The 14,165-nt window shown below is 71.1% G+C and carries 13 protein-coding genes; 6 read left to right on the forward strand and 7 right to left on the reverse strand.

The genetic code is table 11. The annotated features are described in order from the left end of the window. On the reverse strand, positions 1 to 1,422 hold a 1,422-nt coding region (locus M8J74_RS17455; RefSeq protein ID WP_249837297.1), incomplete at its 3' end, for a GAF domain-containing protein. 333 nt (positions 1,423 to 1,755) lie between these two features. Here M8J74_RS17455 and M8J74_RS17460 point away from each other — a divergent pair. Beyond that, positions 1,756 to 2,052 (forward strand): hypothetical protein, encoded by a 297-nt coding sequence (locus M8J74_RS17460; RefSeq protein WP_249837298.1) that lies wholly within the window; start codon positions 1,756 to 1,758, stop codon positions 2,050 to 2,052. Between the two features lie 79 nt (positions 2,053 to 2,131). Here the strand turns inward: M8J74_RS17460 and M8J74_RS17465 are convergent, their stop codons facing one another. From M8J74_RS17465 to M8J74_RS17480, 4 genes are all read right to left on the reverse strand, one after another. Next, a complete protein-coding gene (locus M8J74_RS17465; protein WP_249837299.1) occupies positions 2,132 to 2,599 on the reverse strand; it encodes a hypothetical protein in 468 nt (155 codons plus the stop codon). 42 nt (positions 2,600 to 2,641) lie between these two features. After that, on the reverse strand, positions 2,642 to 3,175 hold the full coding sequence (locus tag M8J74_RS17470; RefSeq protein WP_249837317.1) for a hypothetical protein: 534 nt from the start codon (positions 3,173 to 3,175) through the stop codon (positions 2,642 to 2,644). Positions 3,176 to 3,387: 212 nt separating this feature from the next. Continuing rightward, positions 3,388 to 4,233: a hypothetical protein gene (locus M8J74_RS17475; RefSeq protein WP_249837300.1), complete on the reverse strand. Its 846-nt coding sequence runs from the start codon at positions 4,231 to 4,233 to the stop codon at positions 3,388 to 3,390. A 196-nt stretch (positions 4,234 to 4,429) separates the two neighbouring features. Then, positions 4,430 to 5,008, reverse strand: a complete 579-nt coding sequence (locus tag M8J74_RS17480) for a TetR/AcrR family transcriptional regulator (RefSeq protein ID WP_249837301.1) — start codon at positions 5,006 to 5,008, stop codon at positions 4,430 to 4,432. An 87-nt stretch (positions 5,009 to 5,095) separates the two neighbouring features. On the opposite strand from M8J74_RS17480, the gene M8J74_RS17485 reads away from it, so the two are divergent. Beyond that, a complete protein-coding gene (locus M8J74_RS17485; RefSeq protein WP_249837302.1) occupies positions 5,096 to 5,977 on the forward strand; it encodes an SDR family oxidoreductase in 882 nt (293 codons plus the stop codon). Between the two features lie 138 nt (positions 5,978 to 6,115). Continuing rightward, positions 6,116 to 7,099 (forward strand): zinc-dependent alcohol dehydrogenase family protein, encoded by a 984-nt coding sequence (locus tag M8J74_RS17490; RefSeq protein WP_249837303.1) that lies wholly within the window; start codon positions 6,116 to 6,118, stop codon positions 7,097 to 7,099. Positions 7,100 to 7,142: 43 nt separating this feature from the next. Here M8J74_RS17490 and M8J74_RS17495 read toward each other — a convergent pair whose 3' ends face one another. Continuing rightward, positions 7,143 to 9,911, reverse strand: a complete 2,769-nt coding sequence (locus tag M8J74_RS17495; RefSeq protein WP_249837304.1) for an AAA family ATPase — start codon at positions 9,909 to 9,911, stop codon at positions 7,143 to 7,145. A gap of 305 nt (positions 9,912 to 10,216) precedes the next feature. Between M8J74_RS17495 and M8J74_RS17500 the strand changes: the two genes are divergently transcribed. Next, complete coding sequence (locus M8J74_RS17500; protein WP_249837305.1) at positions 10,217 to 10,906, forward strand: alpha/beta fold hydrolase; 690 nt, start codon at positions 10,217 to 10,219, stop codon at positions 10,904 to 10,906. A 128-nt stretch (positions 10,907 to 11,034) separates the two neighbouring features. On the opposite strand, the gene M8J74_RS17505 is transcribed toward M8J74_RS17500, so the two are convergent. Further along, positions 11,035 to 11,772 carry an SDR family oxidoreductase gene (locus tag M8J74_RS17505; RefSeq protein WP_249837306.1) on the reverse strand — a complete coding sequence of 246 codons (738 nt, stop codon included), beginning with the start codon at positions 11,770 to 11,772 and terminating at the stop codon, positions 11,035 to 11,037. Between the two features lie 83 nt (positions 11,773 to 11,855). Here M8J74_RS17505 and M8J74_RS17510 point away from each other — a divergent pair, with 83 nt between their 5' ends. After that, on the forward strand, positions 11,856 to 12,872 hold the full coding sequence (locus M8J74_RS17510; protein WP_308406060.1) for a helix-turn-helix transcriptional regulator: 1,017 nt from the start codon (positions 11,856 to 11,858) through the stop codon (positions 12,870 to 12,872). A 70-nt stretch (positions 12,873 to 12,942) separates the two neighbouring features. After that, on the forward strand, positions 12,943 to 14,046 hold the full coding sequence (locus tag M8J74_RS17515; protein ID WP_249837307.1) for a DNA alkylation repair protein: 1,104 nt from the start codon (positions 12,943 to 12,945) through the stop codon (positions 14,044 to 14,046). Positions 14,047 to 14,165 lie beyond the last annotated feature (119 nt).

Here is a 14,165-nt window from a genome sequence, read left to right on the forward strand (position 1 = left end):
TGCTTGAGGGGCGGCGGGCTGGTACGAGGCGGTCAACCGCAGGCCGGGACGCTGGGGAAGGTGGGCGGGCAGCAGGCTGCGCTGGAGGTGGACCGCGCGCTCGTGTTCCGCGTCGTAGGTGCGGCAGCGCTCCAGCGCCCGCCCGAGCAGGGCCGCGCCGGCGATGAGCAGCGGCTGGTCGGAGGGCTGAAAGGCGTGGGTGCGGTTGAAGGAGAACATGCAGACGGCGGGGGTGGTGGGATCGGCCAGCGGAAGGGGGACGGCCGCCCAGGCGTGGCGTTGGAGCCGGGGCAGGGTGGCGGCGTAGTGCGGGTAGGCGGACACCAGGTCGCGGTGGGAGGGGGTGAAGACGGCCTGCTGGTTGCGCAGGGCGTCGGTGAGCGGGGTGCGAGCGGAGAGCGGGAGGCCGTCCAGGGCGGCGCGGTGTTCGCGGTCGTAGCCGGCCGTCGTCACGACGCGGGTACGGCCGCCGTGGGCCTCGACGATGACGAGGGCGTCGGCACCGAAGACGGCGAGAGCCTCGCAGGCTGCGGCCGCCAGTTCATCGGTTCCGCTCGCGCTGGCGGCGCTGGCCGCGAGGGAGATCATGCGGTCGGCGCGTCGGAGCTGCTCCCGCAGAAGGGCTTCGCGCTCGCCTATCTGCTGCGCCTCGGTGGTGACATCGGTGACCTCGCCCGCGATGTCCAGGACCGCACCGTTCAGAGTCCGGCTGCTGGTGCAGTGCGCTCGCAGATGGCGGATACCGCCGCCGTCGGAGGTGATGCGGTAGGACACCTCGAAGGTGCCGGGTCGTGCACGCAGCTCGCCCAGGATCTCCTCGATCCGCGGCAGGTCGTGCGGGGGGATCCGGCACAGGATGTCGGCGAGCGGGTAGCGCCCGGGACGGGGCAGAGCGTGCTGACGCGCGAAGATCTCGTCACACTCCACCTGCTCGTCGGTCAGGTCGAGGCGGAAAACACCGGCCGACCGCTGCCTCAGGCGCGGGGCGGGCTCCACCGTGCGTCCGGTCCGCTCCACAGCGGGCAGATAGCGGTCCAGCATGCCCACGGCCTCGCGCAGGAAGTCCTGCTCCACCGGGCGGAAGTCGGTGACACCGGGACGCAGCGCCACGGCGACGCCCTGTCTCTTGGCCAGCGGCAGCACCATCCAGGCCGCGGTCCCGGCCTTCGCCGGCAACGGGTAGGGCCCTGTCGTCCCGCAGCCCGCCCGCTCCTGCCCGAGCGCCGCTTCGCTCACCGGCCAGGCGTCCCCCGTGGACAAGGGCCGCAGCGGCGGCTGCCAGCGCCGGCTCAGGCCGGCCATCCCGCAGGGAAACAGGTGGGCGCCGTCTGCCTGGTACAGCATCACGGCCCAGCCCACGAGCCCCATCCAGGACGACGCCCGCACCAGCGCCTCCGTCATACCCAGCAGGTCGGCCGCCATCGCCAGGGATTGCTCCAGCGGTCCCAGGCCGGGCGGCGCCTGCCCCGGTCCCTCTGCATCCGCCGCATCGACCACAGTCAGCCTCACTTGCCCGCGCGCTAAGCCATATAACGACCATATATCCGAATTTTCACTCGACAGAGTCAAAGTGGAAAGTTGACCATTGAATGAGTGACGGGGAGTGTCGCCACGGACGTCCAGGCGGCCGGGCGGCGTTCGCTCGTGATCTTTGGGGGCCGCATCTGTGGCGCTGCTCCGCCCCGCACCTGGCCTCCCGGGACGGCGGCCGTTCGTGAGAGGCCCGTTGTCAGTGGTCGCTGCGAAACTTCACGCATGAACGGAGACGAGCAGCTGCTGCGCGGCCGGGTCTACGGCCATGACCACGACGATCCCGACCCGGGGCCGCGCCCGCGGCAGGCCTACGCCCTGCTGATAGGCGGGCCGCTGGACGGGCTGCTGCTCGACATCACGGGGTGGCGGCCAGAGGAGATCGAGAACGGCGCCGCCCTGCCCACCGAGCTGGGGCGGTTCCCCGGCGGGCGTGCGCTCTACGACCCGCGCCCGGGGGAGCCGCGTATACCGGGTCCAGGCGTGAGTTGCCGTTTCTATTACTCCGGCGACGCGCCCTGACTCGCGATAGGCGGCTCTGCGCTGATTCGACGCGCGCCGAGGCGACCAGGACCTTCCTTCGGTCACCTGGCCGCGCTCGTCACCTCGCCGGCCAGAACTGCACCAGATAGTGCTCGATGCCCTCCGGCACCCCTTGCTGGGCCGACCGCCGGACTTCGGCCCGACCCTCGCAGTACACGCGTACCCGCCAACTGCCGCCGCTGTCCGCCAGCTTGAGGCAGGTGTGCATCGGCCCGCCCGTGACGCCCCACACCGCGAGCTCACCGGAGGGACTGTGGATCCGGGCCTCGCCCCGCGCTTCCCATTCCCCGCGGTCATCCGCGGCCGCAGGCTCACCGTCCCAGACCTCAGCGGACAAGGTGGCGGTGTGCGTGTGACCGGCACTCTCGATGTCGAGCCGTCCCTCGCGCGCGGCCAGGAACGCGCTGCCGGCCTCCCGGCCCTCCGGGTATTCGATCGGTACCTGGTTCTCGTCGACGTCCTGCAGGGCGAAGCCGTAGAAGTCGACCTCCACGTCCAACTCCTGCTGCCGGATCAACTCAGCCATGGCTGCTGCTCCCCGAGGTGTTATTGGTGCGTGCTTCGCGGCCTACAGTTGGTCCCCTCTGCCGGCCGGCTTCGGAGGATGCATCCCCCCACCGTCCTTGATGTCCTGCTCGCAGGTTGGCCGCCGGCCATAGGACTGGTCATTAGGGATCATCAGCACTTCGGCAACCTGCTCAGGATGCTCGACGGCAAGCCAGTCGTCACCCGTGAGGGAACCGTCCGGCTCGGGCCACGCCCCGGACGAAGAGACCGTCTGACACCCCAACGCCACGCGCTCGCTGTCGACCGCACAGGTATCCACCGCGGGGCCGGATGCCGGGGCGGCGCCGTCGAAGCGGTAGTGGAAGTGGACCTTGTCGCCTTCGGAGGGCACCTGCGGATGCCGCTCGAGGCGCCAGCCGACGACCTCGGCGGTGACGCCAAGACGTCGCCCGGATGTGTCTTCGACCTGCACGCTGACACCTGCCTCACCGCGTTCGGCAGTCGTGTCGGTGCAGCCCCAGTGGGAAGAGCAGCCGGACAGGGCGAGTATCACCACTGCCGGCGGGGCACCGAGGAGTACCCGTGCGCGAAACACTGAGATGACCTCCGGGTCGGGGTGGGACGGAGCGCTGTATCCCGCGGTGGGGCAGCCGCAGTTGATGGCGGGGAGCGCCTGCGAAGGCACCGGTTCGACCTGGGCGACGAGCTGGCGGTGCGCGCGGTAGACGGCTCTCAACCCCATACGGGCAGCGTACGCAGAGGTAGTTGCCGCCTGTCGGGGTTCCCGCCGCTCGGTCATCCCAGGAGTCAGGGCCGTTCGAAGAGTTGGAGGAAGCCGCCGAGAGAGAAACAGCACGCGCCGGTGAGCGTGGTCCAGTTGGCGATGTCGGCGTTGATCTGGCTGCCGGTGGCGGGGCGGGTATAGGCGGCGAGTGCCGAGACCATGAAGAGGACCGAGCCGAGCTGGTTGACGGCGACGATCCACCAGCCGAGGCTCCGGCGGTGCAGGCAGGGCCATGCGCGGTGGCAGATCTCCACGGAGGCGAGCTGGCCGGAGAGCAGGAACAACACGCAGCCGACCACATCCGGGGTCCAGATGAGCCGGTTGATCTGCTGGACGCTCAGCCCTTTCAGAAAGGAGTCGAACAGGTTCACGGCGAACACCAGCGTGCCGGCGAAGAGGATGAGTGTGCTCAGCCAGTCCACCCGTGTCGGCTCGTAGCTCCACCAGCGCCAGGAGCGGCTGATCAGGCGGCCTTCTCCGCCGGGTTCGTGGCGGGGGGCGTTGACGACCTGGAGCAGGGAGACGTAGCCGCCGGTGTTGAAGAACAGTCCGCCGGCGAAGTAGATCGAGGCGCAGGTGGTGGCGTCGCCGGCGCCCAGCTGGGCGACACCGGCGCCGACCGCGAAGAGTGCGCCGCCGATGACGAAGGCGGTCGCGGCGATGGCGTTGAGCCTGCGCAGGCGGCCGAGAGTGAGGTCGTCGACGCTGATGTCCTGGCCGGCCGGGGCGCCGGACGGGCGGAAGGCGATGACTCCGCGGCGCCGGGCGGGTCGCGACTCCCAGACGGCCGTGCCGCCGTTGGGCGGCCGCCAGGTGAGCCGGGTGGTGAACGGTCCCGCGCCCTCGGCGCGCTGCTCGGCGGTCGTCATGCGGCCGAGTCGGCGGCGACGGTGACGGGCGCGATGGTGACGGGCGCGATGCCGACGACGGCGTAGATGCTCTGGGCAGACATGCGCCGACTCTGCCAGAGCAAACCGCACATAGAGCAGATTTCGCCAGCCCTGGCCGTACGCGTCCAGGGGAAAGCGCCCCACCACTATCGAGTCGGAGAGGTCAGGTGGCCGGTCAGCCCAGCGAGGCGCTCGCCGTGCGCAGTTCGTCCAGGGCCGCCAGGGTGTATCCGGCGAGTTCGTCCTTGCCGTCACGCTCGCTCTCGGACCACTGGGCGTATCCCCGTTTGAAGGCGAGGACGCCCAGTTCGCCCGCCAGGGCCGCGGTCGGATCGGGGACGCCGCGGGCGACCAGGGCGTTCGTCATCGCGGCCGCGAGGCTGACGCTCTTGAGGGCGTCCCGCTCCTGCAGTTCGGCACTGGCGGCGACGGCCGCCTTCAGGCGAGGGGCGATCTCGCGGCTCATGGGGCCCATCGCGCTCGACGCGCGCTCCAGGCCGGCGGCGACCGCCTCCAGCGGGCTGGCGTCAGCGGGCGTCTCGGCGATCCCCTCGGCCAGCAGCCGGCTCAGCGTCTCCTGCCCGGCCACCAGCAGCTCCCGCTTGTCGGGGAAGTGCCGGAAGAAGGTGCTCTTGGTGACTCCTGCGCGCTCGGCGATCTGCGCGACCGTCGTGGCGTCGTACCCCTGCTCGGTGAACAGGTCGACGGCAGCCACGACCAGGCGTTCGCGCGCACCCGGTTCCCATCTGGCCATGGTCACCATCCTATGTGATGGGACTCTTGTCCCGTCACTGCGGTAGGGTGATGGGACAAGAGTCCCATCACTCCTGGGGAGTTTCCCATGCGCGTTTTCATCACCGGCGGTACCGGTCTGATCGGTTCCGCTGTCGTCGCCGAACTGCTCGACAACGGCCACACCGTCCTCGCCCTCGCCCGCTCCGACGCATCCGCTCAGGCCATGGAGGCGGCCGGCGCCGAATCGCTGCGCGGAGCCCTCGCCGTCCTGGACACCCTGCGCGCAGGCGCCGCCCAGTCCGACGGAGTGATCCACCTCGCGTTCGGCCACGACTTCAGCAGCCCCGACGCCGTCGCGAAGTCGGTGGTGGAGGAGGGTGCCGCCCTCGCGGCCCTCGGCGAGGAACTCCTCGGCAGCGGCCGCCCCCTCGTCACGGTCTCGGGGACGCCCGCCGTACCCGGCCGCGCCTCCACCGAGGCCGACCCGCTGATGATCGAGGGGCCGGTCGGCGGTCGCGGTCGTACGGTCACCTCCATCCTGGGCCTGGCATCGCGCGGCGTCCGCAGCACCGCCGTACGCCTGCCGCGCACGGTGCACAACCAGGGCACCGGCGGATTCGCCGGCCTCCTGACCGACATCGCACGCCGGACCGGAGTGTCCGGTTACCCGGGTGACGGCGCACAGCGCTGGCCGGCCGTGCACGCGCTCGACGCGGCTGTCCTCTTCCGGCTCGCCCTGGAACAGGCGGAAGCGGGTACCTCCTGGCACGCCGTGGCCGACGAGGGCGACCAGGTGCGGGACATCGCCACGGTCATCGGCCGACGGCTGGGCCTCCCGGTCGAGCCGGCGCCCGCGGAGACCTACGGTCCCCTTGGTCCGATCTTCGCCGGCGACCAGCCCTCGTCCAGTGCGTACACCCGGCAGGCGCTCGGCTGGGAGCCCAAGCACCCCGGCCTTCTGGAGGACCTGGAGAACATCCAGCCCTGACTGGAGCCACTGGCAACCGGGGAGTCCTGATGACCTGAGAGTCATCTGACTGATGTTCCGGTGGCGAGCCACGGCGCAGACTGGGGTTACCGGCCGGCCCCTTCCCTCCGCCCGACAAGACAGGAACGAGACGCAGTCATGCGCGCAGTGGTTCTCCGAGAGTTCGACACCCCGCTGGTCCTCGACGACATCGAGAAGGGCAGCGCGGGCCCGGGCCAGGTGCTGGTCAAGGTCGAGGCCAGCGGCGTCAATCCGTTGGACACCAAGATCCGGGCCGGCAAAGCCGCCCACGCCCGGCGCACGCTGCCGGCCGTTCTGGGCCTGGACCTGGCCGGTGTGGTCGAGGAGGTCGGCCCGGGGGTCGAGGATTTCGCACCCGGCGACGAGGTGTTCGGCATGACCGGTGGCGTGGGTGATGTGCAGGGATCGCTCGCCGAGTACGCGGCCGTCGATGCCCGTCTGCTCGCGCGCAAACCGGCCGCCCTCACCATGCGCGAGGCCGCGGCCCTGCCCCTGGTCGTCATCACGGCCTGGGAAGGTCTCGTCGACCGGGCGCAGGTCCACGCGGGGCAGAAGGTCCTCGTCCACGGCGGAGCGGGCGGGATCGGCCACGTGGCCGTGCAGATCGCCCGTGCCCGTGGTGCGGAGGTCTTCGCCACCGCGTCGCCCTCGCGCATGGCCGTCGTCGAGCGGCTGGGGGCCACCCCGATCGACTACACCACCACCGCGGTGGAAGAGTACGTCGCCAAGCACACCGGCGGCGAGGGCTTCGACGTCGTCTTCGACACCGTCGGCGGTCGCGTGCTCGACGACTCCTTCGCGGCAGTGCGCACCTACACGGGGCATGTCGTGAGCGCGCTGGGCTGGGGAACGCACAGCATCGCGCCCCTGTCCTTCCGCGGGGCGACGTACTCCGGCGTCTTCACCCTGCTGCCCCTGCTGACCGGTCGCGGGCGGGAGCACCACGGAGAGATCATGCGCGAGGCTGCCGCCCTCGCCGACGCGGGGGCGCTGAAGCCGCTTCTCGATCCCAGGCGCTTCACCCTCGCCGACGTGGCCGCCGCCCATGCGGCCGTGGAGAGCGGCTCCGCCCAGGGCAAGATCGTGATCGACGTCGGCTGACGTCCGTCCAACACCAACTGCAGAGGTCGGGCTATGGCCCCGGCTAGGGACCGTTCTCCTCGGCGCCCAGATCGGTGAGCGCGTCGCGCAGTGCCGCGCGCGAGCTGATGCCGAGCTTCGGGAAGACGCGGTACAGATGCGCGCCGACGGTCCGTGGCGACAGCTGCAGCTGCTCGCCGATCTGCCGGTTGGTCAGGCCGGTCGCCGCCAGTTCGGCGATCTGCCGTTCCTGTGGTGTGAGTACGGCCGCAGGACCGGCTGAGCGTCGGCTTCTGCCGGTGGCGCGCAACGCGGCCTCGGCCCGGTCGGCCCACGGCGTGGCGCCGAGGCTGGTGAACAGCTTTTCGGCGCGTTCCAGATGCGGTCGGGCGGCCCGCATCGCGCGGTCCCTGCGCAGCCGCTCACCGTAGGCCAGTTCGAGGCGGGCCAGCGGGAACGGCCATCGCAGCGACTCCGGATGCGCGACCAGCGGATCGAAGAGGTCGGGGTAGACGTCGTCGTCCGCCACCAGGGCTGCGGCAGCGGCGCACAGAAAACGCAGCCGTGGCGAGATACGGGCCAGGCCCGCCTCGGATGCGGCCCGCACGTGGGCGCGTGCCTCGTCCACATGCCCGCTGCCCACGGCCGCCTCGACGGCGTCCATGATCGTCCACACCGAGACCTGCTCGTGCGACGGGAAGGTGCCCAGCGGGCAGATCGATGTGTAGTGCTCGTACGCGTCCTGGTAGCGCGCTTGGGAGAGCGCCGCCAGGCCCTCGATGTTGGCTGTGAAGGTCCGCACGGCCAGGGCGTTGCGCGGGATCGCCCACTGGTGCATCAGCACGCGGGCACGAGCGATGTGGTCGAGGTCCGCCCGTGCGGCGGCGAGCAGCATCTGGGGGTTCTGCGCTCCCCACAGCAGCAGGTCGTAGCCGTTCTCCCGGCACAGCGCGATGCCCTCGTCGGCGAGGGCGGCCGCGTCCTGCCAGCGGCCTTCGTGGAAGGCGCCGGCAGCCAGCATGATCACGGCTTGGACGGCGAGCGCGACGGCGCCTCCGGCCCGGCCCTCGGCGGCCGTGCGCTCCAGTGCGGCGCGGGGGACCCGGTCGACGTAATGTCCCGCGAGGGCGACCATCACGGCACGGATCGGATTCGTCTCGGCGTCCAGGTCCGCGAGCAGGGCGTCCAGTTCCCGCAAGTGCTCCGGCGTGGACCGCGCGGGGTCGGCGAACGTCGTCGCCGCGAGCCGGAACGGCGCCGTGAGCAGGGGTGCCAGCCGGGTGACGGCGTCGTCGAACGGCTTCCACAGCTCCCGCCGGCCGCCGAAGGCGCAGATCATCATCAGCGTGCCGAGTGCCTCCTCCAGGGCTTCGGCGCTCTGCGCATCGGGATCGACATGGGTGACGGCCCCGACGAGCAGCTGGTGAGCGGTGTCGATGTCGCCGTCGCTGTTGAGCAGGTGCGCCGCGGCGGCGGTCGACGCCCGCAGGGTGCTCGTCACCGCCGGGTCCGCCTCCCGGGCCCGTTCGAGGAGGGCGCGGGCGCCGTCGAGGGTGCCGGCGATGTTGGCCCCGATGTACGCGGCCCGGACGAGCCGGCGGGCCCGGTCGGCCGGGTCGACGCTCATGTCGGCGGCGCGCAGCAGTAGGGACACGGCTTGCGCGGTGTCGCCGCGTTCGAGCGTGGTGAGCGCGACTTCGACGAGCCGAGCGGCGATGGTGTCGTCCGGTCCCAGGGCCGACTCGGCGAGGTGGAGGGTCCGGACGTCCGGGTCCGCCGCCAGCTGCGCGAGCCGGTGGTGGGCGGCCCGGCGCTCGGGCGCGGTGGCCAGGTCCACGACCGCGGAGCGGATGAGCGGGTGCGCGAAGCGGAGCCGGTCGGCCCGCCGGTCGACGGAGACCAGGGCGCTCGCCTCGGCCGGAGCGAGGTCGCTCGCACAGCCGGCGACGACCTTCATCAGCGGCGTGCTGTCCTCGCTGCCCAGCGCGGCGAGCAGCAGCAGCCGGCGGGTCGGCTCGGGCAGGTGGGACACCCGGCTCTCGAACAGCCACCTCAGCCGTGCGCTCAGCGGGAGGGTAGGGGGGAGGAAGTCGGCCCCGGTCTCCTGCGCCGCGGTCAGAGCCCGGGGCAGCTCGATGAGGGCCAGGGGATTGCCGTCCGCCTCGGCGAGGATGCGGTGGCGGACGGACGCGTGCAGATGCGGATGGTGCCGGCGAAGCAGGCTCTGGGCGGCGTCGTCCTCCAGTGGGGTCAGGGCCAGTTCCGGCACCGACTGGCGGTCGAAGAAGCTTTCCTGCCCGGTGCGCTGCGACAGCAGCAGGCCGACCCGGAGGCCGCCGAGCCGACGGGCGACCAGACTGAGGATCACGACGCTCGCGCGGTCGACCCACTGCAGGTCGTCGACCACCAGCACCAGTGGCGTCGTCGAGGCGAGGTGCCCCAGCCAGGCGAGCAGCGCACTGGTCAGCACCAGGCGGCCGGGAGGATCGCCCCGTTCGAAACCGAGCGCGGTCGCCAGCGCGGCGCGGTGCACCTCGGGCAGTTCCGGCAGACTGTCCGCGGCGGGCAGCAGGAGCTGGTGCAGACCGGCGAAACTCAGCTCTGTCTCGTACTCGGAACCGGAGGCGTGGAGGACGCGGGCGCCCAAGGAAGCACTTTGCTGCACGGCCGCTTTGAGCAGTTCCGTCTTCCCGATGCCCGGCTGGCCGGTCACCAGCTGAGCGCCGCCGTCCCGGACAGCGGTCCGCAGGAACGAGGCGAGGGCCGCCGACTCGCGTTCCCGCCCTACGACGGTGAGCCGACCTGCGTCGTAGCCGGTTTCGTGTGCAGCCACGACGCTCCTTCCGCGCGGTCCGGACACCGTCGCGGCGCCGGGTCCGAACATGCGGGTCGAGAGGACGGAAACCTCTCACCGCTGTCAGCGTATCGGAACGCCTGGTGGCGCCTCCGACACCATTCGATCTTGCTCAGGCCATAGCTTGCTTGTCCGCGGGACCGGGGGATCAACGGCCAGTTCAAGAAGCGGTCATTCGACTGATGTTGTGCTGTGCCGGCCCGGCGAGGCTGGTTCCGCACGACAACACAGCTCCCGCCGGGCCCGGCGGGACACCTCGCGTCTTCGCAAACGAAAGAGTCAATGTGATCGACAGCGACATTCCCTCCCCGACCATGCTCCTGGTCCACGGCGCCTGGCACGGCTCCTGGTGCTGGGACAAGCCGAGGGAGGCGCTCCGTGCCGCCGGCTGGTCGACACGAACCGTCGACCTGCCCAGCGCCGGGCGGGACTGCGGCGTGCACGAAGACGCCCAGGCCGTACTCGAAGAGCTCGGCCGCATCGACGGGCCCGTCGTCATCGTCGCGCATTCCTACGGCGGTATCCCGGTCACCCAGGCCGCCGCCCAAGCCGCCAACGTGGTGCGGATCGTCTATCTGGCGGCCTACCAGCTCGACGCCGGCGAGAGTCTGCTCGGCTTTCACGGTGCGCCGCTTCCGGAGGAGCCTCACGGCCTGCAACCGGTACCGGACGATTCCCCGGTGATGTTCTACGGCGACCTGCCCGATGCCGAAGTCCAGGAGGCGGTGCGGCGGCTCGTTCCGCAGAGCACTCGGTCTTTCCGTGAGCCGCTGACGCAGGCGGCGTGGCGCACCGTCCCCTCGGCGTACATCGTCTGCGAGCACGATCAGGCCCTGCCGCCGCACGACCAGGAGGTGCTGGCCACCCGCTCGGACGAGGTGCACCGGCTCGCGAGCGGCCACTCCCCGTTCCTTTCCATGCCCGATGAACTGGCCGCCGTCCTGGCGAAGATTGCCCTCGGGCCGGCTGTCTGACCTGCGACCGTGGTCAGCCCGGCCACCGCTCCCCAGGGCGGCGGCCGGGCATCGGCTGCGGTCGTCGCCCCGGCCCGCCGAGAGCGGCCGGGTCCAGGAGCGACCGGGTCCTCACCCGGGGACCGGGGTCACCCCTGCGCGGTGGGCCGCACGACCAGCTCGTTGACGTCCACGTTCGCCGGCTGGTCGATGGCGAAGGCGATGGCATCGGCGATGGCCGAAGCCGGGATCGCCAGCTGCTCGGCCGCCGCCCGTGCGGCGGCCCGGGCTTCCGCCGAGCCGCCGCGATCGGTCAGCTCACTCTTCGTGAACCCGGGGCTGACGACAGTGACGCGGACATCGCGGCTCTCCTGTCGCAGTCCTTCGGACAGAGCCGCCACGGCGAACTTGGTGGCGCTGTAGACGGCGGCGGTCGGGTCCACCCGGTGCCCGGACACCGAGGACACGTTGACGATGTGACCGCCGCCCTGCCGCCGCATCTGCGGCAGCACCGCGGCGATGCCGAAGAGGACGCCGCGCAGATTGACGTCGATCATCTGCTCCCACTCGGCGATCCGCAGATCGGCGATCGGTGACAGCGGCATCACCCCAGCGTTGTTCACCAGCACGTCGATACGGCCGTACTCCTCGATGCCGGCGGCGGCGAACGCCTGCACCGAGTCGAGGCTGGTCACGTCCAGCTCGCGGTGGGCGGCGGACGCTCCGCCGTGGCGCAGTTCCTCGGCGAGTGCGGCCAGGCGCTCGGTTCGGCGGGCGCCGAGGAGCACGCGGTGGCCGAGTGCGGCCAGTCTCCGGGCGGTGGCCTCGCCGATGCCGCTGCTGGCGCCGGTGATGAGGACGGTCTTCGTTTCTGCTGACGTGGTCATGTGTGCCCCTGTCGGCTGTACTGGCGGCATCCGCCGCTTCCACCACCGATTCGACGGCCCGGCGCCGGAAGCGGGAAGGCAGTATGAGCCTGGGTGTGGCGCACCCAGGTTGCGGCACCGTTCCCCGATGCTGTGGGCCGGTACATGCTGGGACGCCGTTCACGACAGGAAAAGAAGTCATCGACCCGGACAGGAAGACCTTGATGATCAGGCGTTTGACCGTGCCGAATCACCCCGTCGCGAGGCCGGTGAGCGCGGCCGGGGTCGATGCCATGGCGGCACACGACAACGAGCTCGGCGCGTTTCTCCGCGCCGGCCGCGCACGCGTGGAGCCGACCGACGCGGGACTCGCACGCGGGCTTTCGAAGCGGCGCGTCCGTGGCCTTCGACGCGAAGAGGTCGCCGTGCTCGCCGGGGTGAGCGCCGATTACTACGCCCGCCTCGAGCAGGGGCGCGAGCGCAATCCCTCCGCGCAGGTGATCGGGGCGATCGGGCACGCGCTTCGTCTCGCCCCCGATGCGCGCGAGCACCTGTACCGGCTGGCAGGGCTGAACCCCCGGCTCGGCCCGGACAGCGCGAGGGACCTCGTCCACCCCTCGCTTCTGAACCTGCTGGAGGCTTTTCCCCAGGCGGCGGCCTACGTACTCGGCCCGGCCTTCGACGTTCTCGCGACCAACTCCGTCGCCGACGCACTGCTGTCGCCGTTCGGGAACGAGCGGAACATGCCCCGCATCCTGTTCACCCACCCCCGCGCGAAGACGGTGTTCACGGAGTGGGAGTCGCTGCGGCGCAGTACCGTCCACGCGCTGCGGCTGAACGCGGGGCGGTTCCCGAACGACGCGGCCATCACCCGTATCGTCACCGAACTCGGCGATGTCTCGGAGGAGTTCCGCACTCTGTGGGCCGACCACAACGTCGGAGGCATCACACGGGCCTTCAAGGTGTTCGAGCACCCTGACGTGGGGCGCGTCGAACTGACCTACCAGAGCTTCGACGTGACTGATGCCCCTGGACAACTGCTGCTCGTCGGCAGCCCCGAGCCCGGGAGCCGCAGCGAAGAGGCCCTCACCTACCTCGCCTCCACGGCCCATCCGGCCTGATGACCGGCAGTTCACCAGGGAGCTCCTGTACGTCGAGTGACGCGTAGACGACCACGAGGAAGAGACGACCATGCCCTTCGCCGACGAACTGATCAACGACCGCACCGCGCAGTCCCTGATCCTGGCCGTGCGCACCGTACTGCCCAGTGCGGAACTCCCCTCGCTGCAAGCCGCCGAGCAGCAACTGGCCCCCCTCGCACTGCGCCAGAGGGCCGATCTGCTCAGAGACGCCCTGCTCGCGGACGTACCCGGTGACTACGCCGAACTGGCGCGCGTCGTGCGCGCCGCCAAGGACAGCGCGCCGGTGTTCGGCGGATGGCTCATCTGGCCGGTCACGAGTGCCGTTGCCACGAAGGCCGTCGCCGAGGACACCGCCGATGCCTTCGACGATGCCATGGCTCTGCTGGCCGAGCTCACCGGGCGGCTGACGTCCGAGTTCGCCCTCCGCGTCCTGCTGCGCCACGACGTGGACCGGGGCCTCGGCATCGTCGCCGGGTGGACGCTGTCGCCCGACGCCGACGTGCGCCGCCTCGCCTCGGAGGGCACCCGGCCCTACCTTCCCTGGTCGACACGGGTGCCGGACCTCATCGCTCGTCCCGGCGTCACCGTGCCCGTCCTCGACGCCCTCTACGGTGACGAGAGCGAGTACGTCCGGCGTTCCGTCGCCAACCACCTCAACGACCTCAGCCGTGACCACGCCGACCTAGTCGTGGCGACCGCGCGACGCTGGTCGGACGCACCGGCCCCGACGACCGGACCACTCGTGCGTCACGGCCTGCGGACGCTGGTCAAACGTGGTCATCCCGGTGCCCTCGAACTGCTGGGCTTCGCTCCGGCGACGGTCGAGGTGGACGGACCGGTGCTCGACCGCGTCCGGGTGGCCTTCGGCGGAAGCATCCGGTTCACCGCGGTCATCCGCAACGCCGGTGCGGAGGAGGCCCGGCTGGCAATCGACTATGTGGTCCACCACAACAAGGCCAACGGCTCGCAGAGCGCCAAGACGTTCAAGCTCACCACCCGCACCCTCGGCCCGGGCGAGGCGATGGAGGTGACCCGCGAACACTCCTTCCGGCCGATCACCACCCGCCGGTACCACCCCGGAGCGCATGCCATCGCGCTGCAGATCAACGGTGTGGCGTCGGCCCGCGCGGAGTTCGAACTCCAAGCCCCTTGAGAGGGCGCCGCGTTCCGTTCCCCATGCCGTGCAGCGGGGTCGGTCCGGCGCGGTGGCGGATGGTGCAGGCGCCGCCACCGGAGCATCAGGCACCGCGCAACGGCCCTGCACATCGCCGT

It is taken from the genome of Streptomyces panaciradicis, from assembly GCF_023516615.1.
Lineage (GTDB): Bacteria > Actinomycetota > Actinomycetes > Streptomycetales > Streptomycetaceae > Streptomyces > Streptomyces panaciradicis.